We start from the raw sequence: 21,789 nt of genomic DNA, 5'->3' as shown, positions 1-21,789 counted from the left end.
CCACCTGGGTATGGCCGCGCGGACGCGCGAGGGCGGTTCCGTGTCGTGGCGGGCCGCCCTGCTGTGCGGCCTGGCTCTTCCGGCGGGTCCGGCGCACCGCACCTAGACTCGAGGGGACGGATCCCGCCGCGAGACCGCCCTGCCGGTGACCCGACCGTCGGTTTCGGTGCACAGGGTTGGGGATGTGCATGTCAGCTCCACGGAAGAGACGCGCGCGTATGGGGCTGGTGCCCCTTACCGCCGTCGCGGGTGGGCTGCTGGCCCTGCTGATCGGGCTCGCCTTCACGATGCTGCTGCGGTCGATCATCGGGCTCGGCGAGTCGGCGGCCGCCGGCCGCCACGCGCAGACGGCGCTCGCCCAGGCGAGGACGGTCGAGGGGCTCGTCGTCGACCTGGAGACGGGCCAGCGCGGCTTCGTCATCACCGGGGAGAAGCAGTTCCTCGAACCCTGGCAGACCGCCCGGACCACGTTCTCCGGCCAGGCGCGGCAGCTCGTGCGCCTCAGCACCACCCCCGGCCAGAAGATCCTGGCCCAGCAGATCCGGCAGGCCGGCGAATCCCTCATCCACGCCCACTCCATCCCGCTGGTGGCGGCCGCGAGCCGAGGGGATCCCCGGGCCCGCGGCGTGGCGGCGACGCTGGACGGCAAGCGGCGCGTCGACGCGCTCAGGAAGCAGTTCGACCGGTACGAATCGGCCCAGGAGGCGCTGGTCGCGACGCGGGAGAGCGCGGCCGACTCCGACGCCCGGGAGGCGGTCGTGGCGGGGTCGATCGGCCTCACCGGCTCGATGCTTCTCATCGCGGGCTTCGCCGGGTACGTGATCCGGGCCGTCGTCTGGCCGGTCCGCAAGGCGGCCGGCGTGGCGTCACGGCTCGCCGGCGGCGACCTCACCGTGCGGATGTCCGAGTCCGGCAGGGGTGAGATCGGTCAGCTCGGGACGGCGTTCAACACCATGGCCCGCTCGCTCGGGGAGAGCCGTGAGCAGGCCCGCAGCGCCCATGACCGCCTCGGGCTGCTGTACGAGGCCAGCATCGCCATCGGTACGACCCTCGACGCGCGGCAGACCGCACAGGAGCTGGTGCGCGTGCTGGTCCCGCGGTTCGCCGACTTCGTCACCGTCGATCTGGCCCTGCCGGTCCTGCTCGTCGACGAGCCGCTCGACGAGCACGGCGCGTGCGCTCGCCGCGTCGCCCTGGGCGGCGTCCGCGACGATCCCCCGCTCGACCCCGTGGGCTCGCGGATCGCTCTCGCGACCGCGACCGCGGCCGTCGTGCCGGACCTCCACACCTCCTGGGCATGGCAGGCCCGCCACGGCCGGCAGGCCGGCAGGCTGCTGGAGTACGGCATGCACTCGCTGATCACCGCCCCGCTGTACTCCCGGCGCACCCTTCTCGGCACGGTGGGCCTCTGGCGGGCGGACAACCCCGGCCCGTTCGCGGAGCACGACCTGTCCGACGCCGGGGAGATCGCGGCCAAGGCCGCCTCGGCGATCGACAACGCCCTCAGCTACGCCCGCGAGCACGACACGGCCCTGACGCTCCAGCGAAGCATGCTGCCCCACAGCCTCAGCCCTCCCGACGGCATCGAGATCGCCCACCGCTACCTGCCCGCGTCCGACGCCGGTGAGGTGGGCGGGGACTGGTACGACGTGGCCGCCATGACCTCCGGCAGGGCCGCCCTGTCCATCGGCGACGTCATGGGGCACGGCATCCCCGCCGCCGCCGTCATGGGGCAGATGCGCAGCGCACTGCGCGCTCTGGCCCGCCTTGACCTGGCCCCCGACCAGCTGCTGCACCAGCTCGACCGGACGATGCAGGATCTCGAGAGCCCGATCCTGGCCACCTGCCTGTACGGCGTGTGCGACACCGCGGCCAACCTCTGCCGGTTCGCCCGGGCCGGGCACCCCCCGCCCGCCCTGATCACCCCCGACGGCACCGCCCGCCTCGTCGACCTGCCCTCCGGCGCGCCCCTCGGCATCGGCGGCATCTCGTACACGACCACCGAGATCCCCCTCGCTCCCGGGACAGTGCTCGTCTTCTACACCGACGGGCTGGTCGAGGCGCGGGAGTACGACCTCGACGAGCGCCTGGACGAGCTCACCCGGCTCCTCGCCGGCGTCCATCCGTCCCTCGAGGAGCTGGCCGACACCCTCGTCGACCGCCTCGCCCCGGCCCCCGCGCAGGACGACATCGCCCTTCTCATCGCCCGGGTCGGCACCGCCACCCCCCGGTGAGCGCCCGGCCGCAGGGCGGGCGGCGGGACGGACTCGGCCCCACCGGCCCCCCCTACGCGGCCGGACACCCTGCCCGATCACGGTTCGACAACGCCTGCCACGACGGCACCGCAACCGCTTACAGTGCTCCCGGCACCTGCTTGAACATGTTCAACAGGGTGAACGGGAGGGGAGTCCGCGTCATGCGCAACGGGGTCAAGGCGGTCGTCATAGCCGGGGTGTGCGTCACCCTGCTGGGCGGTGCCGGATACGGGCTCTACAACTTCGCGTCCGCGGTGAACGGCGACGACGGCGGGGGCGCGGCCGCGGTGCGGACGGGTCCCCCGGACGGCTCCGAGGTGAAGGGTGCGACCGGGGCGTTCTTCGCCGCCTGGGAGAAGGGCGACGCGGCGACCGCGGCGTCGTACACGAACTACCCGGAGGCGGCCCAGGAACTGCTGGCGGCGTACGGCGGCGCGGCCCACATCGGCGCGGTGCGGATCACACCCGGCAGGGCCGCCGGTGACACGGTGCCGTTCACGGTGAAGGCGACGGTGTCGTACGCCGGCACGTCCCACCCGCTCGCCTACCGCAGCTCCCTGACCGTCGTGCGCGGCAGGACATCGCACCGCGCGCTGGTCGACTGGCAGCCCTCCGTGGTCCACCCGCGCCTGCGCACCGGGGACACCCTCACCACGGGTGAGTCGGCGGCTCCGGAGATCGAGGCCGTCGACCGTGACGGGAAGGTGCTGACCCGGGTGAAGTACCCCTCCCTCGGCCCGATCCTGGACGAGCTGCGCAGCCGTTACGGCGACCGGACCGGCGGCCGGCCCGGGGTGGAACTGGTGATACGCCATCAGGTGGCCGCGGACGGCGGCCGGACCGCGGACACCCCGCTCCTCACCCTGGCCAAGGGCAGGCCCGGAAAGCTCCCCACGACGCTGAGCGCGAGCGCCCAGGCGGTGGCCGAGGCGGCCGTCCTGAAGTACCCGGAGTCGTCCGTGGTGGCCGTCAGGCCGAGCACCGGCGAGATCCTCGCCGTCGCCAACAACCGCCGGGACGGCTTCGACGCGGCCCTCCTCGGCGAACGCGCCCCCGGCTCCACCATGAAGATCATCAGTGCGGCGACCCTGATCGACACCGGCAGGACCACCGCGGACGGACCCGCCCCGTGCCCGCCGTCGGCCGTCTGGCAGAGCCAGACCTTCCACAACCTGAAAGGCCTTCAGCCGGACGAGCACGCCACCCTCTCCGACAGCTTCGCCCGCTCCTGCAACACCGCCTTCGTGAAGTTCGCCGACGAGGTGAAGGTGGACTCCCTCACCGCGGAGGCCCAGGACCGGTTCGGGCTCGGGCGGAACAACTGGCAGATCGGGGTGCCGTCCTTCGACGGCCGGGTGCCCGCCTCCGGCGGCCCGGACACCGCGGCCGGCCTGATCGGCCAGGGCCAGGTGCAGATGAGCCCGCTGAACATGGCCTCCGTGACGGCGACCGCGAAGACCGGTTCCTTCCACCAGCCGGTGATCGTGCCGCTGAAGCTGGACGGCCGCGAACCGGCACGCGCACGCGGCCTGTCCTCCGGCACGAGCGGGCAGTTGCGCGCGATGATGAACCGCACCGCCCGCAGCGGCACCGCGGCCGGCGTGATGGCCGGGCTCGGCGGGGACGTCGGCGCGAAGACCGGTTCGGCCGAGGTCGACGGAGAGGCCAGGTCGGACAGTTGGTTCACCGGATACCGCGACGACGTGGCCGCGGCGGCCATGGTCCAGGACGGCGGGCACGGCATCGACGCCGCCGGGCCGATTGTCGCAAGCGTGCTACGGAACGCCGGCTGACGTCACCCGGGGAGGCGGGGACTTTAAGGTGATTGCCGTCGTTGGGGATTGTGAGGGCTGCGAAGACCCTGGGAAAGGCGCGGAGGAACGGAAACTGTGGGCAAGAGAAGGCGCGTCGCCGAGAGACGGAAGACCGGACCCGCGGTACTCGGCGGGATGATCGCCGTGGTGGTCGGCGGAGCCGGGTTCGGCGTCTACGCGCTGTACGACGGCGGGGCGGCGGCCGACGAGGGTTCCGCGGCCGGGCACAAGGCCGTGAAGACCGGCCCGCTCACCACGACCGAGGTCCGCACGGCCTCCACCCGCTTCCTCACCGCCTGGCAGCACGGCAAGGTCGCCGAGGCGGCGTCCGCCACCGACGAGCCCTCCACCGCCGGCAAGCTCCTCACCGGCTACGCCAAGGACGCCCACCTGAAGGACGTCACGTTCACCCCGGGGCCGGCGAAGGGCGCCGAGGTGCCGTTCGCCGTGCAGGCGACGGTGTCCTACCGGGGCTTCAGCAAGCCCTTGAAGTACGCCGGTTCGCTCACCGTCGTACGCCGCCCGGGTGACGGCGAGCCGCTGGTCGACTGGCACGCGGCCGTCGTCCACCCCGACCTGCGCGACGGCGACACCCTCGTGACCGGCGAGTCCGGCACCCCGCCCGTGAAGGCGCTGGACCGCGACGGGGGTGTCCTCGACACCGCCGACTACCCGTCCCTGGGGACGGTGCTGGACGGGCTGCGGGAGAAGTACGGCAAGCGGGCGGGCGGCACTGCGGGCGTGGAGCTGCGCGTGGTGCGCGGCAAGGCGTCCAAGGAGGCCAAGCTGTCCGACAAGACGCTGGTGGAGCTGAGCGAGGGCACCCCGGGCACCGTGCGGACCACCCTCAGCCCGGGTCTCCAGGCGGCGGCCGAGAAGCAGGTGGCCAAGCGCCCGCGTGCCTCCGTGGTCGTCCTGCGCCCCTCGACCGGTGAGATCCTCGCGGTCGCCAACAACGGGCACGGCTTCAACACCGCCTTCCAGGGCTCCCTCGCCCCCGGCTCCACCATGAAGGTCATCACGTCGTCGCTGCTGCTCGACAAGGGCCTGACCGCGCCGGACAAGGCGCACCCGTGCCCGAAGACGTTCACCTACGGCGGCTGGAAGTTCCACAACGACGACGACTTCGAGATCAAGGGCGGCACCTTCAAGGCGAGCTTCGCCCGCTCCTGCAACACCGCCTTCATCAGCCAGGCGAAGAAGCTGAAGGACGACGACCTGACCAAGCAGGCCCAGCAGGTGTTCGGGCTGTCGATGAACAACTGGGCGATCGGCGTGCCCACCTTCGACGGCTCGGTACCGGTGCAGTCGGCGGCCCAGATGGCGGCCTCGCTGATCGGCCAGGGCGGGGTGCGCATGAACCCGCTGAACATGGCCTCGGTCGCGGCGACCGTGCGGTCGGGCACCTTCCACCAGCCCTACCTGGTCGCGCCGTCCTTCGACCACCGCACGCTGGCCACCGCCTCACGCACCATGTCGGCCAGGACGCTGTCCCAGCTGCGCGAGCTGCTGCGGTACACGGCCGCGTCCGGCACCGCCGCGGAGGCCATGGCGGGGCTCGGCCCGGACTACGGCGCGAAGACCGGCTCGGCCGAGGTCGACGGCCAGAAGAAGCCGAACGGCTGGTTCACCGCCTACCGGGGCGACCTCGCCGCCGCGGGCGTGGTCGAGGCGGGCGGGCACGGCGGCGACACGGCCGGCCCCGTCGTGGCGGCACTGCTGAAGCTCGGGAGCTGATCAGGTCGGCACCGGCTCGGCGATGTAGGTCCGCACCAGGAACCTGAGCAGGGTCTTCGACTCGAACTGCACCACTTCCACGCCGTGGTCGGTGTGGAACTCGACGACGGCCTGGACCCGGCCGCAGGGCCACACCCGGACGTCGCCGCTCGCCGCCGGCGTCAGCAGACCCCGTTCGAGCAGCGCGCGGGAGAAGGTCCACTCGTGGGGACCGGGCAGGCCGACCCGGACCGACCGGGGATCACTGTCGGGGTCGTACCGCAGCACGACGGGTACGGCCCCCGGGTCCTCCTCGTCCGTGACGATATGGGCGCGCGCGTACTGTTCGACCACAGACATCGGACCGCCCTCTCACGCTCCGTGACCTAAGCGAAAGCTGTGCATCCGCTTTCCATCAAGCGTCGCACACTTTGCGGCACCCGCCCGGTGAAAGCCGAGAGCGCCTCTCTCTTGCAAACCATTCGCAAGACGGCTCTAAAATCGGCGGGTGCACGTACCTGACGGATTCATCGACGCCCCGACCTCCGCGGTCACCGGAGTGGTCGCCGCCGGCGCCCTCGCGGTGAGCCTGCGCGGCGCCCGCCGCGAACTCGACGAACGCACCGCGCCACTGGCCGGCCTGGTGGCGGCGTTCATCTTCGCCGTACAGATGCTGAACTTCCCGGTCGCCGCCGGGACCAGCGGCCATCTGCTCGGCGGCGCGCTGGCCGCGATACTCGTCGGCCCCTGCACGGCCGTGCTGTGCGTGTCGGTCGTGCTGCTCATGCAGGGCGTGCTGTTCGCCGACGGCGGCCTCACCGCGCTCGGCGTGAACATCACCGACATGGCGATCACCACCACCGTCGTGTCGTACGCCGTGTTCCGCGCCCTGCTGGCCGTGCTGCCCCGCAAGCGGCGTTCGGTCACGGTCGCCTCCTTCGTCGCCGCGCTGGTGTCGGTGCCGGCCGCCGCGGTCGTCTTCACCCTGATCTACGCGGTCGGCGGCACCACCGACGTCTCCATCGGCAAGGTCGCGACCGCCATGATCGGTGTGCATGTGCTGATCGGCATCGGCGAGGCGGTCATCACCGCGCTCACGGTCGGCGCCGTCATCGCCGTCCGCCCGGACCTGGTGCACGGTGCGCGCGGTCTGCGCCGGCGGCTCCAGTTGCGCGTCAACGGCGACCTGGTGGACGCCCCGGCGCTCGCACCGCCCACGGTGCCCGCGGCGCCACGCACCTCCCGGCGCACCCTGTGGGTGACCGGCCTGGTCACCTCGCTCGTCCTCGCCGGCTTCGTCAGCTTCTACGCCTCCGCGAACCCCGACGGCCTGGAGAAGGTCGCGCACGACAAGGGGATCGACAAGAAGGAGGAGAAGCACGCCTCGGCCGGCTCGCCGCTGGCCGACTACGGCGTCAAGGACGTCTCCGACGCCCGCCTGTCCGGCGGCCTCGCCGGGGTGATCGGCGTGGGCGTCACCGTCGTCGCGGGCAGTGCGGTGTTCTGGGCGCTGCGCAGGCGGCGCGACGCCGACGCGTCCCCCGTGAACACCGGCGTCTGACATGGGTGCCGGGCACGCGCACAGGCTCTACCGGCACGGGCACTCGCCCGTGCACGGCCTGCCGCCGCACACCAAGCTCGCCGCCGCGTTCCTGTTCGTGGTGGTCGTAGTGTCGACGCCGCGCGAGGCGATGTGGGCGTTCGCGGTGTACGCCGTACTGCTCGCGGCCGTCGCCCGCACCGCGCGGGTGCCGGCCGGCTTCCTGCTCAAGCGGCTGCTGATCGAGGTGCCGTTCGTCGCGTTCGCGGTGCTCATGCCGTTCGTGGCGGAGGGCGAGCGGGTGCACGCGCTGGGGCTGTCGCTGAGCGTGAACGGGCTCTGGGGCGCCTGGAACGTGCTCGCCAAGGGCACCCTCGGCGTCGCCGCCTCCGTGCTGCTGGCCGCCACGACCGAGCTGCGCGAGCTGCTGCTCGGGCTGCAGCGGCTGAAGCTGCCGCCGCTCCTGGTGCAGATCGCGTCCTTCATGATCCGTTACGGTGACGTCATCACCGACGAGATGCGGCGGATGAGGATCGCCCGGGAGTCGCGCGGCTTCGAGGCGAAGGGCGTACGGCACTGGGGCGTCCTCGCCAAGTCCGCCGGTGCGCTGTTCATCCGCTCCTACGAGCGCGGGGAGCGCGTGCACCTGGCGATGGTGAGCCGCGGCTACGCGGGCGCGATGCCGGTCATCGACGAGGTGACCGCGTCCGGCGCGCAGTGGCGGCACGCGCTGGGCCTCCCCTGCGCCGCCCTCGTCGTCTGTCTGCTGGGATGGGTCCTGTGAGTACTGCTACGCCCGCGTCCGCGCCCGTGCCCTCGCTGGAGGTCTCCGGCCTCGCCTTCGCCTACCCGGACGGGCACCAGGCCCTGTTCGGTGTGGACTTCTCCCTCGCCCGCGGCGAGCGGGTCGCCCTGCTCGGCCCCAACGGCGCCGGCAAGACGACCCTGGTGCTGCACCTCAACGGCATCCTGGGGGGCGGCACCGGCACGGTGACCGTCGCCGGGCTGCCGGTCGGCAAGGAGCACATGGCCGCGATCCGGCAGAAGGTCGGCATCGTCTTCCAGGACCCGGACGACCAGTTGTTCATGCCGACCGTGCGGGAGGACGTGGCGTTCGGGCCCGCCGCCGCCGGGATCAGGGGCGCGGCGCTGGAGGAGCGGGTGCGCACCGCCCTGGAACGGGTCGGGATGCAGGACTTCGCCGACCGGCCGCCGCACCACCTCTCCTTCGGGCAGCGCCGGCGCGTCGCGGTGGCCACCGTGCTCGCCATGGAGCCGGAGATCCTGGTCCTGGACGAGCCCTCCTCCAACCTGGACCCGGCCTCCCGCCGGGAGCTCGCCGACATCCTGCGCTCCCTGGACGTCACGGTCCTCATGGTCACCCACGACCTGCCCTACGCCCTGGAGCTGTGCCCGCGCTCGCTCGTCCTCAGCGACGGAGTGATCGTGGCGGACGGCCCGACCGGGACCCTGCTCTCCGACGACGCGCTGATGGGCGCGCACCGGCTGGAGCTGCCGTTCGGCTTCGATCCGCGCGCGGTGGCGCGGACGCCGGGGCGCTGACGGCACCCGCGGACGCCGCCAGGGGGTCCGCGGCGCCGAGGGGTCCGCGGTGCCGAGGGGTCCGCTGTGCCGAGACGCCCACGGTGCCGGGGCGTCCCACCATGCCGAGGCGTCTCCCCGTGCCGAGGCGTCTCCCCGTGCCGAGGCGTCCCCATGCCGAGGCGTCTCCCCGTGCCGAGGCGTCTCCCCGTGCCGAGGCGTCCCCATGCCGAGGCGTCTCCCCGTGGTGAGTGCCGAGGGGCCCCGGATGCCCCGAGGCGCCCCCCTTTACTGAGAGACATCTCACGCCCGTCCCGCCCCCCGCCGAGGAATCGCAGGCGGGAGGCCGCTGTTGCAGGCACTGTCTTGGGCGAGGGAAAGGGACGGCGGGCGTGGACGTGCACGGCACAGTGGCCGAGGGCTTCGAGCCGGTCAGGGAGGCGTTCGCGGCGAACTTCGCGCTGCTCGGCGAGCGCGGCGCGGCCGTGGCCGTCTACCGCGGCGGCCACCGGGTCGTGGACCTGTGGGCCGGAACCCGGGACGTGGACGGCGAGACCCCCTGGCAGCGCGGGACCGCGCAGATCGTGCGCTCCGCCACCAAGGGCGTCGCCGCCGCCGCGCTGCTGCTCCTGCACCAGCGCGGCGAGCTGGACCTGGACGCCCCGGTCGGCACGTACTGGCCGGAGTACAAGGCGGCCGGCAAGGAGCACACGCGTGTCTGGCACCTGCTCGCCCACCGAGCGGGCGTGCCGGCCCTGGACCGCCCCCTGACCCCCGCCGAGGCCGCCGACCCCGGTACCGGTGCCGCGGCGGTCGCCTCCCAGGCGCCGGCCTGGGAGCCGGGCACGGACCACGGCTACCACGCGCAGACCTACAGCTGGCTCACCGGTGAGCTCCTGCGCCGGATCACCGGCCGCCCGGTCGGCGAATGGCTGGCGGACGAGATCGCCGCACCCGTCGGCGCGGACCTGTGGCTCGGCCTGCCGCAGCCGCGCCAGGCGCACGTGGGCCGCGTCGGACCGGCCCGGACGCCCGAGACCGCCGGCGGCCTGAAGACCCGGCCCAAGCGCGCGGTGGCCGAGGCGTACGCCGACCCCGGCTCCCTCACCCGGCGCGCGTTCGCCGCGATCACCCCGCTCCCCGACGAGAACGCCCCCGCCTACCGGGCCGCCGCCCTGCCCGCCTCCAACGGCATCGCCACGGCCGACGGACTGGCCCGTCTGTACGCCTCGCTCATAGGCGACGTGGACGGCGGGACCCGCCTGTTCACCCCGCAGACCATGGAGCTGGCCCGCGCCGAGCGGTCCGCCGGAGCGGACCGCGTCCTGGTCGTCGGCACCCGCTTCGGCCTCGGGTACATGCTGCACGGCCCCGCGTCCCCGCTGCTCTCCCCCGGTTCCTTCGGCCACCCCGGCCGCGGCGGTGCCCTCGCCTTCGCCGATCCGGAGACCGGCATCGCCTTCGGCTACGTCACCAACGGGTTCCGGCAGAGTGTGACGGCCGACCCGAGGGCGCAGGCGCTCGTACGGGCCGTGCGCACGGCGCTCGCCTGATCCGACGGCGGCACCCGCGCGCCGGACGGCGTCACACGTGGATCGGGTGCGAGATCCGCCCGGAGTCCGCGTCGATCTCCTCGTGGGCCTTGGTCAGCAGCTGCATGGCGAGTTCGTTGAGCGCCCGGGCGCCGGCGATCTCCTCGCCGACCCGGGGCTGGTTCGCGTCGACGCGGTGCCTGCTGGCCCGCCCGTGCCCGCGTACCTCGGCGCCGTCGGGCAGGCGCACCATGGCCACCGCGCGGGTGTGCTGATCGTCCTCCATGAACTCCAGCTCGATGTGCCATCCGACAGGGGTGTGCATCATGACGACCACCTCCGACAATCGCTGCTTCCAGGGTGCGCCACCGCACCCCGGCCCGTCATGTCGGCACCGGGGCGGCGGTGCGGCGCCGCGCACGGCTGCGCGCGCCCTATCCGGGCCGCAGCATCAGCCCGATCCCCACGACCAGCAGGCCGGCCGCCGCGATGCGGGGAGCGCCGAAGCTCTCCTTGAAGAACAGCGCGCCGATGGCGGCGCCGACGATGATGGACGACTCGCGCAGCGCGGCGACCGGGGCGAGGGCGGCACGCGTCTGGGCCCACAGCACCAGGGCGTACGCGACGACGGACAGGGCGGCGCCGAGCAGGCCGACGGCCGCGTACGGGCGCAGCAGCCGTACCGTGTCGCCCCGCGCGCGTACGCAGAGGAACGCGGGGATGGCGGCCCCCTGGACGGCCATGAGCCACGCGGTGTACCCGAGGGGCGTGTGGGCGGCCCGTACGCCCAGACCGTCGATGACCGTGTAGGCGGCGACCGTGAGGCCGGTCGCGAGGGCCGCGCCGACGGCCGCCCAGTCGGGCCGGCTGCCGCGCACCCCCCACAGGCTGACGCCGGTCAGGCCGAGGCAGGACACGGCGATGCCGGCGCTCGCCCAGGCGCCGGGCACCTCGTGCGCGAAGACGGCCGCGAGCAGGGTGACCAGGAGCGGGGCGCTGCCGCGCGCGATGGGGTACGCCTGCCCGAAGTCGCCCAGCCGGAACGAGGTCATCAGCAGCGCGTAGTAGGCGATGTGCACGGCCGCCGAGACGAACAGGTACGTCCAGGCGGGGCCCGCCGGGAACGCCACGAACGGTGTCGCGGCGAGCCCGATCAGCAGCCCGCCGCCGGAGATCAGGGCGAAGCCGGCGAGCTTGTCGGTGACGCGGTGCGCGAGGGCGTTCCAGCCGGCGTGGGTGACGGCGGCGAGCAGTACGGCCGCCGCGACGAGCGGTGTCACGCGGTCCGCTCGCGCGACACCCCGTCCGCGCGGCCGTGCGCCCGCCGCGCTTCGGCGAACCGGGGACGGGACCGGGACCTCTCGGCGTCAGTGGCGGCTGTCGTCGTCATGACGGGCACGCTACGGCATCACCCGCGCGCGCTCACGGGGTCGGCGCTCGGCACGTCCCCCGGCCCCGGGAGGCCCCGCGACTGGGCCCGGATGCCCGCCGATGATCACACCGCTGAGATGATGACGACCTGACCATTGCCGGAACGCGGCCGAGTCACGCCCTGCCGTGCCGTCGGCCGGGCAGTCGGGGGATCACTCGTGAGCGAACAAGAAGCAGTACCCGGGGACGACAAGCTCCCCGAACCGGAACAGTCGAAACTGCCGCTGTCTCCGGACGAGATCGAACGGCACGGCGTCCTGCCGGGCTTCGAAGGGCACTACACGGCGCCGGCCGCCGACAGCACCGCCGATCCGCTGGACCGGCCGCAGTTCCGTCCGCCGCCCGGGTTCATCAAGCCGCCGCAGCCTCCCGCCGGCGCGGGGGACGATCTGAAGATCGCCCCGGGCGTGCTCAAGAAGGCCGCCGGCCAGGCCGACGCCATCCGCGACGCGTTCTACAAGCCGGCCGCCTCGCTGGAGGAACCGGCCCGGAAGGCCGCGCGGGCCCTGGGGACGCTGGAGTCCGCCCTGGCGGTCCAGCTCGCCCACCGGCAGTGGGAGCGGCAGGCCGGCACGGTGACGGCATGGCTCGCCCATATCGCCGAGAGCCTGCGGTCCAGTGACGGCACCTACACCAGGACCGACGTCGCCGTGGGGCTGACGGCGAACCAGGTGCGGATCAGGTCGGCGCTGGAGGACTACTGATGAGCGGCACCTTCTTCGAGGACCTGCTGGCCGCGGACCTGTCGGCCCTGGACGACCTGGCGGACCGGTGGGAGGACATCCACCGCGACATCAAGGGTCTGGGCAAGCGCATGCACGACGAGGTCCTCAGCCCGCTGCGCAACAAGGGCTACTGGGAGGGCGTCGCGGCCCCGTACGCCTGGAGGATGATCGACGACATCCAGCGTCAGCTGGAGGACGCCACGAAGGTGGCGGACGCCGCGCGACGCGTGGTCGAGGACGCGGCGGGCGATCTGAAGTCCGCCCAGAAGGACCTCAAGGACGCCGTCCGGCGGGCCGCGGAGAAGGGCCTCCACATCAACCGGGACGGCACCCTCGCCCGCGACGTCGTCGGCGGCGCCTGCAAGGCCACTCTCACCGAGGAGGAGAGCAAGACCATCGAGACGGCGCAGCAGGAGATGGCGCGGATCCTCGAACGCGGCGTCGCGGCCGATCGCAACCTGGCCTACAGCCTGGCGTCGGACGTCGGCCTCGGGCAGTGGTTCAACGACGACCCGAAGTTCACGGACATCGACTCCACGAAGAGGATCGGGGAGGACGAGTACAGCGCGCTCGGCCTGGCCATGCGGGGAGCGGACCCCTATCCGGCGCACAGTTCGGACGACCCGTACTCGCTCGGCTGGGACTGGGTGTCCGGCGACGGGTCCCGGCACCGCGAGTACCACCAGGGTGACGAGATGACCGAGCTGATCCGGTCCAGCGAAAGCATGAAGCAGCTGCGCCTGGACACGCTCGACCAGTTCCGGGAGAAGGGCCGGCCCGAGGGCGACGTGTCGTACTCGATCTCGTCGGGCGGCAAGCTGGGCGCGCTGAAGAAGCTCGTCACCACAGACATCCCCGCGATCGCCACCGGCGACGAGGACCATCTCGGCGAGGCGTTCACGGGTTCGTACAACCTGCACTACACGGTCAAGGGCGAGGATCCCGACGGCTCCCTGGTCGTCGAGTACCAGCTGCACAACAACACGAGCAACGAGTCGTTCCTGCACTACGTCGGCTACTACGACTGGCTCGAGAAGTTCAACCGCGACAAGGGTGTCTTCTCGTCCGTGGACCAGGAGATCGTCTGGACGGAACGCATTCCGGCGAAGGGGAAGTAGACAGGTGTCCCGAGTTCTCATGACGGGCGGGCGTCCGCGCCTGGTGACGGCCGCCGCCGCGCTGGGCCTGCTGACTCCGCTGGCCGCCTGCTCCTCCGCGTCCACCGCCGTCGAGGCGTGCATGGCCAGGCAGGCCGAGTCCGCCACCTCCGGGGAAGTCGCCGGCACCTACCGGGGAGAGGCGCAGGCCAAGGGCGCGACGATCACTCTCAGGGCGTCGGACAGCGGCACCGGCGGGACGGTCACCGTGCACGACTGGCCGACCGGCGACTGGTACCGGAGCGAACTCGGCGACACCTTCGACGGCTCCGGCACCTGGGACGTGGCGGGCGGTTACGGCGCCGGCGACCCGGGACAGGTCCGTCTCTCCTTCACCGCCCCGGAACTCTTCCTGCGCGGCTACACCGTCGACAGCCTGTCGATCGCCGCGGACTCCGAGCGGACGTACCTCTACGAGGACGACGACCCGGACGTCTGCCCGGCGTTCCGCCTGCGGCGCACCTGACGGCGGGTACGGAGAAGAGCCGGTGAGGGTGCGGCCCCGTCCCTGCGGGCACCCTCACCGGCCGTCCTGTTCCAGGCGCGGTACGTCAGGCGCGTACCAGCTCCTTCTCCTCGCCGACGTCGGCGAGGGTGCGCAGTCCCTCGCCCTCGACGTCCACGTTGGGCAGGGCGCGGTCCAGCCACTTCGGCAGCCACCAGGCCCGCTTGCCGAGGAGGGCGAGGACCGCCGGGACGATGGCCATGCGGACGATGAACGCGTCGAAGAAGACCGCGATCGCGAGGCCGAAGCCGATCATCTTGACCATCGACTCGCTGGATCCGATGAAGCCGGAGAAGACGGCGATCATGATGACGGCGGCGGCGGTGACGACCCGTGCGCCGTGCCGGAAGCCGGTCACCACCGCCTGGCCGGGCTTCTCGCCGTGGACGTACGCCTCCCGCATGCGGGTGACGAGGAAGACCTCGTAGTCCATCGCGAGACCGAAGACGACGCCCACCATGAAGATCGGCATCATCGACATGACCGGGCCGGTCTCCTCGACGTTCATCAGGCCGGACAGCCAGCCCCACTGGAAGACCGCGACGACGGCGCCGAGCGCGGCGAGCACCGACAGCAGGAAGCCGAGGGCCGCCTTCAGCGGGACCAGGACCGAGCGGAAGACCACGATCAGCAGGAGGAAGGCCAGGCCGACCACCAGGGCGAGGTAGGGCAGGAGCGCGTCGTTCAGCTTCTGCGAGACGTCGATGTTCATCGCCGTGGAACCGGTGACCAGCACCTGAGAGTCGGTCTTCGCGGCGATGTCCGCGCCCTTGTCGCGGATGGCGTGCACCAGGTCCTCGGTGGTCGCCGAGGACGGCTTGGAGTCGGGGACCACCGTGATGGTCGCGGTGTCGCCGGCCTTGTTGGGCGCGGCCGGGGTGACCGTGACGACGTCCTTCAGGCCCTTGATCTCCTTGCCGACCTCGTCGAAGGCGGCCTTGGGGTCGGTGCTGCCCTTAGCGTCGACGACGACCATCAGCGGTCCGTTGAAGCCGGGGCCGAAGCCCTCGGAGAGGAGGTCGTAGGCGCGGCGCTGGGTGGTGGAGACGGGCTGGGAGCCGTCGTCGGGCAGCCCCAGTTCCAGGGAGGTGGCCGGGAGGGCCGCCGCGCCGAGGCCGACCACGCCGAGCAGGAGGACGGCGACCGGGCGGCGGACGACGAAGCGGGCCCAGCGGGTGCCCATGTTGGGGCGGTCCGGGTTCTTCGGCGCACGGCCGCCGCCGAGCAGCTTGCTCTTCTGCCCGGCCGGCTTGACCTTGCGGCCCGCGTAGCCGAGCAGTGCCGGGATCATCGTCAGGGCGATGAGCACGGCGATGGCGACCGTGCCCGCCGCGGCGACGCCCATCTTCGTCAGCATCGGGATGTTGACGACGGACAGGCCGACCAGGGCGATGACGACGGTCAGGCCGGCGAAGACCACGGCCGAGCCGGCGGTGCCGACGGCGCGGCCGGCGGCCTCTTCGCGCTCGCGGCCCTCGGCGAGTTCGGCGCGGTAGCGGGAGACGATGAACAGGGCGTAGTCGATGCCGACGGCGAGGCCGATCATCGTCGCCAGGGTGGAGGTGGTGGAGCCCAGGTCCAGGGCGCTGGCGAGCGCGGTGATCGAGGAGACGCCGATGCCGACGCCGATGATCGCGGTCAGCAGCGGCAGCCCGGCGGCGAGCAGGGAGCCGAAGGTGATGACGAGGACGACCGCGGCGATGGCGATGCCGATGACCTCGCTGGAGCCGGTCTCGGGTGTCGCGCTGAGCGCGTCACCGCCGACCTCGACGGTCAGCCCGGCGTCCCGCGCGTCCTGCGCGGCAGCCTTCAGGTCGTCCCGGGTGGAGTCCGCCAGCTCCATGCCGGAGACCTTGTACTTCACCGAGGCGTAGGCGATGGTGCCGTCCTTGCTGACGGCGTGCCCGGTGTAGGGGTCGGCGACGGAGGCGACCTCGGAGCCGCTTCCCAGCTCCTTGACGGTCTTCTTCACGGTCGCCTTGGCGGCGGCGTCCGTCACCTTCCCGCCGCCGGGCGCCTTGAAGACGACGCGGGCGGTGGCGCCGTCGGCGCTCATCCCGGGGAAGCGCTGTTCCAGCAGGTCGAAGGCCTTCTGGGCCTCCGTGCCCGGTATGGAGAAGGACGTGTTGCCGGCCGCCGGCGCGGAGGCGGCGCCCACCCCCGCGAGGGTGAGCAGGGCGACCCAGACGAGGGCGACGAAGTGCCGTCGCCGGAAGGCGAGTCGGCCGAGTTTGTAGAGGAACGTGGCCACGGAGGCGTACTCCCGGTCAGGTCGTGGTTGCAGGGCAGGGGCGATCAGCCCGACGACGTGAGCGGTGACGTCAGGTGGAGGCTGGGTGAGGGGACTGCCAGGTGATCAGTCGGTGGGGACGCCGAGGGCGGGGAGGACCACGGCGTCGATGTACGAGATGAGGAAGGCCTGGGTGGGCGGCTGGTCGTCGAGCAGTGCCCGGGTGGCGAATCCGCCGACCATCATGTGCAGCAGGAAGTCGATCGCCGGGCAGTCCGGGCGGACCTCGCCCCGGTCGATCGCCCGTTGCAGGACCTGCCGGAACCCGCCCATCTCGGGGTCGATGAGCTGCTCCCGGAACGCTTCGCGCAGATCGTCGTTGTGGTGCATCGCCATCGCGACGCCCCGCATCAGCGCGGAGTTGCGCTCCATGGCGCAGTCGTCCTCGAGTGCCGTCAGGGCGTGCAGGTCGCCGCGGAGGGAACCGGTGTCGATGTCCTCGCCGTGGCCGGGTTTGCCGTGCCGCAGGGCCTTGACGACCAGCTGGGCCTTGCCGCCCCACTGGCGGTAGAGCGTGGCCTTGCTGGACCGGGTGCGAGCGGCCACGGCGTCCATGGTGAGGGCGTCGTAGCCGACCTCCCGGAGCAGGTCGAGCACGGCCTCGTACAGCTCGGCCTCGCGCTCGGGCGTGATCCGACTGCGGCGCGTCGCCGCGACAGCCTCGGTCATGCCCGTCACCTTCCCACTCCGGAGCCTTCTTCTTCGTACGTCCAAGAAGATACCCCGTCCGGCAACGAAACGAAACCGTTTCGTACGTGTGCTGGGTCACGAGTGTGAAGGCCCCGTAAGCCCCCGGCGCGCCCCCGCTCCCGCCGGGCCACGAGTTGCTGCGGACGTGGGCCCGGAAAAGCATGGGGAGGTGAGCTATCTGCGCCTTCCCCACCTCAACGGCGACCTGCTGTGCTTCGTGGCCGAGGACGACCTCTGGCTGGCCCGCCTCGACGCCCCGGACCGCGCCTGGCGGCTCACCGCCGACCGCACCAAGTCCGGTCACCCCCGCTTCTCACCGGACGGCCGCCGGATCGCCTACACGACCTGGCGCAGCCTCGTCCCCGAGATCCACCTCGTCGACGTCGACGCCGGCGGCCCCTCGCGCCAGCTGACCTACTGGGGCAGCCCCGACACCCAGGTGTGCGGCTGGACCCCGGAGGGCGACATCCTGGCCGTGGCCTCCCACGGCCAGCCCTTCTCCTACTTCACCTGGGCCTACAAGGTCCCCGTCGAGGGCGACCCGGACGGGCGGCTGCCCTGGGGCCCGGTCACCGACATCCAGGTCGCCGATCTCGACGGCCGGCACAAGACCCTGCTGCTCACCGGCACCCCGCCGCACGAACCGGCCTCCTGGAAGCGGTACCGCGGCGGCGCGACGGGCCGGCTGTGGCTGCACGGGGAGCGCCTCCTGCCGGACATCGGCGGCCATCTGGCCTGCCCCATGTTCGTCGACGGCCGGATCGCCTTCCTCTCCGACCACGAGGGCGTCGGCAACCTCTACTCCTGCGCCCACGACGGCACGGACCTGCGCCGCCACAGCGACCACGACGCCTTCTACGCCCGGCACGCCTCCAGCGACGGCGAACGGGTCGTCTACCAGTGCGCGGGCGACCTGTGGCTGGTGGACGACTTCTCCCCGGACGGCGAACCGCGCCGGCTCGACATCCGGCTCTCGGGACCGCGCACCGGCCGCCGCCCCTACCAGGTGCCGGCGGCGCAGAACGTCGACGGCATCTCGGTGGACGAGACCGGCCGGGCCAGCGCGGTCGTGGTCCGCGGCAGCCTGTACTGGCTCACCCACCGCGACGGCCCGGCCCGCACGATCACCGACACACCCGGCGTCCGGGTCCGGCTGCCGGAGATGCTGGGCTCCGGCCAGGTCGCCTACGTCACCGACGCCGAGGGCGCGGACGCCGTCGAGATCGCCCAGCTCCCCCGCGCCACCGGCGACCGCGCACCCCGCCGGCTGGCCTCCGGCGCCCTCGGGCGCGTGCAGGAGATGGTCTGCGACCCGCTGGGCGAACGGCTGGCCGTCGCCTCCCACGACGGCCGGCTGCTGCTGATCGACGTGACCGGAGGGGACCGGGGGGAGGAAGCGGAGAACGAAGGGGAGGAGAGGCCGGAGGGGGAGCAGCCGGAGGCGGCGGCGGTGAGCGGTGGCGGTGCCGGGACGGTGTCCGAACTGATCCGGTCCGCCAACGGCCCGGTCCGCGACCTCGCCTTCTCCCCGGACGGCTCCTGGCTGACCTGGTCGCATCCCGGCATCGGCCGCTCCCTGCGCCAGATCAAGCTGGCCCGCATCAAGGACCGGCTGATCGTGGACGTCACCAACGGCCGGTTCGAGGACGAGAACCCGGTCTTCACCCGGGACGGCCGCTACCTGGCCTTCCTCTCCTGGCGCGGCTTCGACCCCGTCTACGACGTCCACACCGGCGACCTGTCCTTCCCGCTCGGCTGCCGCCCGTACCTGGTCCCGCTCTCCTCGGCGACCCCCTCCCCCTTCGCCCTCAACCCGGAGGGCCGCCCGGCCGCCGGCGGGCTCGACCCGATGGAGGACGAGGAGACCGGCGAGGCCGGCACGGTGACCGTCGAGGTGGAGGGGCTGGCGAACCGGGTCACACCGTTCCCGGTCGTCGCCTCCAAGTACTCCGCGCTGTACCCGGTCGCGGGCGGCGGCCTGGTGTGGCTGCGCTGGCCGATCTCCGGCGCGCTGGGCGAGACCTTCGTCAACCCGGCCGACATCAGCGGCCGGCCGACCCTGGAGTACTTCAACATCTCCAAGGCGAAGAAGTCCGAACTCGTCGACCACCTGGACTGGTTCGCGGTGAGCGGCGACGGCAGCCGGCTGGTCGTGGTGGACGAGGGCGATCTGCGGGCGGTGCCCTCGAGCGAGGCCGGCGACGGCGGCCGGGGCGCGCCGCACGCGGCCGGGCTCGCGGGCGCGGACGACGTGGTCGTCACCGCCACTCTGTCCAAGTCGCTGGGCAGTCAGGGCGGGGTGGTGCTCGGTCCGGCCCGGGTGGTCGACCACCTCGTCAACGCAGCCCGGACGTTCATCTTCGACACCGGCCTGGCGCCGGCGGCGGCCGGTGCCGCGCTGGCGGCGCTGCGGCTGCTGGAGCGCGAGCCGGAACGGGCGGCGCGCGCCCGGGAGGTGGCCGCGGACCTGCACGCACGGCTGACCGCCGCGGGTCTGGAGGCGGTACGTCCGGACGCCGCGGTGGTCTCCGTGCGGGCTCCCTCCCCGGAGCAGGCGGTGCGCTGGGCGGCCGACTGCCGGACGGCGGGCCTGGCCGTGGGCTGCTTCCGTCCTCCCTCCGTGCCCGACGGCATCTCACGGCTGAGGCTGACCGCCCGCGCGGACCTCTCCGGAGCCGAGATCGAACGCGCTGTACGAGTCATCGGCGAAACGCGACCATGAGTCGGCGTGACACGGCCGTGTATCGCACGAGTGTGAGCGGGTTTTGATCGATTTTGATCAGAGTGTGGTGACGAAACCCGCCCAGCTGGCGGGGGAGAAGAGCAGCGCGGGCCCGGCGGGGTCCTTCGAGTCGCGCACGGCGAGCAGTCCGGCCGCGGGGCCGTAGCGTGGCCGTGCCGTCTCCACGCAGTTGTTGGCCCCCGTGCTGTAGCTGCTGCGCAGCCAGCGCACGTGAAGCAGGTCGGTACTGGCAGGGACGTTCCGAGGCAGAGCTGACATGGTGCCTCCTTACGCGCCGTCACCTATTCCGGCGATGTAGTCCAACGATTCCTCGGGGGAAAGGGCGTGGAACTGAAGAGTGCTGAAGGCCTCGGAGTAGGCCACCAGGTCTTCTTTCCGTTCCAGGTAGAGGCTACTCGTCAACTGGTCGAGAACAACTACGTCCAGATCAGATGTGCTCGGAAATGAGAAGATAACGAAAGGCCCGGTCAGGCCGACATGAGCCCCCGCCGCGAACGGCAGCACCTGGAGCCGTACCTGGGGCAGGCGGGCGGCCTCCGTCAGCCGTTCCAGCTGCCGGGCCATCACCCCGGGACCGCCGACCTCGCGCCGCAGCACCGCCTCGTCCAGCACGGCGCTCAGCACCAGCGGCGGGTCGGAACGCAGTACGTCCTGCCTGGCCAGACGTACCTCCACCAGTGTGTCCAGGCGGTCCTCGGCCAGGTCCTTCACCGCCGCCCGGGTCACCGCGCGGGCGTACTCGGGGGTCTGGAGCAGGCCGGGCACGACCGTCGTCTCCAGGGTGCGCATCACACTCGCCTGCGACTCCAGGCTGATGAAATCGCGGTACGTGGGCGGCAGTACGCCGCGGTAGGCGTGCCACCAGCGGTGCCGGCCGCCCGCGTCCTCGGCCCCCGCCAGCATCAGCAGCAACTCGCGCAAGTGTGCGTCCCGCACGCGGTAGGCGTCGAGGAGTAACCGCAGATCGGCCGGTTTCACGCCGCTGGCGCCGGTCTCGATACGGCTGACTTTCGACTGGTGCCAGCCGACGAGCCGGGCCGCCTCACCGCTCGTGAGCCCAGCGTCGGTGCGCAGCGTGCGCAGTTCGGCGCCCAGTTTCCGGCGGCGCACTGCAGGACCGTTCTGCATGGGCTCCTCCTTACTCTCCGAGGGCCGCCCGGATACGGTCTCGCGTCGCAGATTTCACCGCTTCGGGCGACAGATATATGCATATCTTGGTGGATCGCCCCCCGTGACGGGTCCGGTGGTGGCAGTCTGACGGGCAAGCACCAGTCCGGGACCGTACTCGAACCCTCCGCCGTATGTCGGACCGCGGTCCCGTGGGAAAGGGACGACGTCGACATGGCAGACCATCTGGAAGCATCCGTCACTCTGCCGAGCGATCCCGCCTCGGTCTCCGCCGCCCGCTCCTACGTCGTGGGCACCCTTGCGGAGTGGGGCCTGCCGTCGGACGCCGACGTCGCCGACACCGTGCGCCTCATCGTCTCCGAACTCGCCACCAACGCCGTACAGCACACCTTCGGGCAGTCACCCACCTTCACGGTCGACCTCGCGCTGCACCGCGACGAACACCTGCGCATCGGCGTCACGGACAGCCATCCCCGCTTCCCGAAGAGACTGCCCGCGGCCGTCCAGCAGGACAACGGGCGCGGCATGGTCATCATCCGGTGCCTCACCGCGGAGTGCGGCGGCAGGCTCCGTGTCCGCCCCACACGCGAGGGCGGCAAGACGGTGTCCATCGAACTTCCCTGGGCGCTCCCGCCGGCCCCGGTCGCGGCGGGCCGGCCGCAGGAGCCGTAGCCCACGGCCTGGAGCGCTGTGGCCGACCCGACCGCGCTCGGCGCGCAGG

The 21,789-nt window shown here is 72.4% G+C and carries 19 protein-coding genes and 1 pseudogene; 13 read left to right on the top strand and 7 right to left on the bottom strand.

What is annotated here, in order from left to right:
- The first annotated feature begins 218 nt into the window (after window positions 1-218).
- The 3 genes from GT045_RS09985 (at window position 219) to GT045_RS09975 (ending at window position 5,806) form a co-directional block, all read left to right on the top strand.
- Window positions 219-2,234 (top strand): SpoIIE family protein phosphatase, encoded by a 2,016-nt coding sequence (locus GT045_RS09985; protein ID WP_161333941.1) that lies wholly within the window; start codon window positions 219-221, stop codon window positions 2,232-2,234.
- Window positions 2,235-2,416: 182 nt separating this feature from the next.
- Window positions 2,417-4,048 (top strand): penicillin-binding transpeptidase domain-containing protein, encoded by a 1,632-nt coding sequence (locus GT045_RS09980; RefSeq protein WP_161333940.1) that lies wholly within the window; start codon window positions 2,417-2,419, stop codon window positions 4,046-4,048.
- A gap of 96 nt (window positions 4,049-4,144) precedes the next feature.
- A complete protein-coding gene (locus tag GT045_RS09975; protein ID WP_161297133.1) occupies window positions 4,145-5,806 on the top strand; it encodes a penicillin-binding transpeptidase domain-containing protein in 1,662 nt (553 codons plus the stop codon).
- On the opposite strand, the gene GT045_RS09970 is transcribed toward GT045_RS09975, so the two are convergent.
- Window positions 5,807-6,145, bottom strand: coding sequence for an SsgA family sporulation/cell division regulator (locus GT045_RS09970; RefSeq protein WP_161297135.1), 339 nt, complete (start codon window positions 6,143-6,145; stop codon window positions 5,807-5,809).
- 148 nt (window positions 6,146-6,293) lie between these two features.
- Here GT045_RS09970 and GT045_RS09965 point away from each other — a divergent pair, with 148 nt between their 5' ends.
- The 4 genes from GT045_RS09965 to GT045_RS09950 all read left to right on the top strand — a co-directional run bounded on the left by GT045_RS09965 (window position 6,294) and on the right by GT045_RS09950 (window position 10,420).
- Window positions 6,294-7,346: an energy-coupling factor ABC transporter permease gene (locus tag GT045_RS09965; protein ID WP_161297137.1), complete on the top strand. Its 1,053-nt coding sequence runs from the start codon at window positions 6,294-6,296 to the stop codon at window positions 7,344-7,346.
- Window position 7,347: 1 nt separating this feature from the next.
- A complete protein-coding gene (cbiQ, locus tag GT045_RS09960) occupies window positions 7,348-8,109 on the top strand; it encodes a cobalt ECF transporter T component CbiQ (RefSeq protein ID WP_161333939.1) in 762 nt (253 codons plus the stop codon).
- Entirely contained in the window at window positions 8,097-8,888 is a 792-nt protein-coding gene (locus tag GT045_RS09955) for an ABC transporter ATP-binding protein (RefSeq protein WP_161333938.1), read from the top strand. The genes cbiQ and GT045_RS09955 overlap by 13 nt, the downstream gene beginning before the upstream one ends.
- A 371-nt stretch (window positions 8,889-9,259) precedes the next feature.
- Window positions 9,260-10,420, top strand: coding sequence for a serine hydrolase domain-containing protein (locus GT045_RS09950; protein WP_161333937.1), 1,161 nt, complete (start codon window positions 9,260-9,262; stop codon window positions 10,418-10,420).
- A 31-nt stretch (window positions 10,421-10,451) separates the two neighbouring features.
- Here the strand turns inward: GT045_RS09950 and GT045_RS09945 are convergent, their stop codons facing one another.
- Together GT045_RS09945 and GT045_RS09940 are read right to left on the bottom strand one after the other, a co-directional pair.
- The gene (locus GT045_RS09945) at window positions 10,452-10,727 is read right to left on the bottom strand and encodes a DUF1876 domain-containing protein (protein ID WP_161297146.1); all 276 of its coding nucleotides are present in this window, start codon (window positions 10,725-10,727) and stop codon (window positions 10,452-10,454) included.
- Between the two features lie 106 nt (window positions 10,728-10,833).
- On the bottom strand, window positions 10,834-11,679 hold the full coding sequence (locus GT045_RS09940) for an EamA family transporter (RefSeq protein ID WP_161333936.1): 846 nt from the start codon (window positions 11,677-11,679) through the stop codon (window positions 10,834-10,836).
- A 309-nt stretch (window positions 11,680-11,988) separates the two neighbouring features.
- On the opposite strand from GT045_RS09940, the gene GT045_RS09935 reads away from it, so the two are divergent.
- The 3 genes from GT045_RS09935 to GT045_RS09925 are packed head-to-tail and all read left to right on the top strand — an operon-like array spanning window position 11,989 to window position 14,178.
- Entirely contained in the window at window positions 11,989-12,534 is a 546-nt protein-coding gene (locus GT045_RS09935; RefSeq protein WP_161333935.1) for a hypothetical protein, read from the top strand.
- Window positions 12,534-13,673, top strand: coding sequence for a hypothetical protein (locus GT045_RS09930; protein WP_161333934.1), 1,140 nt, complete (start codon window positions 12,534-12,536; stop codon window positions 13,671-13,673). The genes GT045_RS09935 and GT045_RS09930 overlap by 1 nt, the downstream gene beginning before the upstream one ends.
- A 4-nt stretch (window positions 13,674-13,677) precedes the next feature.
- Window positions 13,678-14,178, top strand: a complete 501-nt coding sequence (locus GT045_RS09925) for a hypothetical protein (protein WP_161333933.1) — start codon at window positions 13,678-13,680, stop codon at window positions 14,176-14,178.
- 85 nt (window positions 14,179-14,263) lie between these two features.
- On the opposite strand, the gene GT045_RS09920 is transcribed toward GT045_RS09925, so the two are convergent.
- Window positions 14,264-16,468 (bottom strand): MMPL family transporter, encoded by a 2,205-nt coding sequence (locus tag GT045_RS09920; protein ID WP_161297156.1) that lies wholly within the window; start codon window positions 16,466-16,468, stop codon window positions 14,264-14,266.
- 105 nt (window positions 16,469-16,573) lie between these two features.
- On the bottom strand, window positions 16,574-17,176 hold the full coding sequence (locus GT045_RS09915) for a TetR/AcrR family transcriptional regulator (protein ID WP_161297158.1): 603 nt from the start codon (window positions 17,174-17,176) through the stop codon (window positions 16,574-16,576).
- 190 nt (window positions 17,177-17,366) lie between these two features.
- Here GT045_RS09915 and GT045_RS09910 point away from each other — a divergent pair.
- Window positions 17,367-19,400 (top strand): annotated as a pseudogene (locus GT045_RS09910) (peptidase S41); the annotation flags it as partial.
- Window positions 19,377-19,919, top strand: a complete 543-nt coding sequence (locus GT045_RS39570; RefSeq protein WP_345942601.1) for an aminotransferase class I/II-fold pyridoxal phosphate-dependent enzyme — start codon at window positions 19,377-19,379, stop codon at window positions 19,917-19,919. The pseudogene GT045_RS09910 and the gene GT045_RS39570, both read left to right, overlap by 24 nt.
- 57 nt (window positions 19,920-19,976) lie before the next feature.
- Here the strand turns inward: GT045_RS39570 and GT045_RS09905 are convergent, their stop codons facing one another.
- Window positions 19,977-20,198: a DUF397 domain-containing protein gene (locus tag GT045_RS09905; protein WP_161333931.1), complete on the bottom strand. Its 222-nt coding sequence runs from the start codon at window positions 20,196-20,198 to the stop codon at window positions 19,977-19,979.
- Between the two features lie 9 nt (window positions 20,199-20,207).
- Window positions 20,208-21,068, bottom strand: coding sequence for a helix-turn-helix transcriptional regulator (locus GT045_RS09900; RefSeq protein ID WP_161290409.1), 861 nt, complete (start codon window positions 21,066-21,068; stop codon window positions 20,208-20,210).
- Between the two features lie 213 nt (window positions 21,069-21,281).
- Between GT045_RS09900 and GT045_RS09895 the strand changes: the two genes are divergently transcribed.
- On the top strand, window positions 21,282-21,740 hold the full coding sequence (locus GT045_RS09895; RefSeq protein ID WP_161290411.1) for an ATP-binding protein: 459 nt from the start codon (window positions 21,282-21,284) through the stop codon (window positions 21,738-21,740).
- The last annotated feature ends 49 nt before the right edge of the window (window positions 21,741-21,789 follow it).

The sequence above is a fragment of the Streptomyces sp. SID486 genome (assembly GCF_009865385.1).
Lineage (GTDB): Bacteria > Actinomycetota > Actinomycetes > Streptomycetales > Streptomycetaceae > Streptomyces.
The sequence above is the reverse complement of the archived record's forward strand: the minus strand, read 5'-3'. Positions and strand labels throughout refer to the sequence as shown.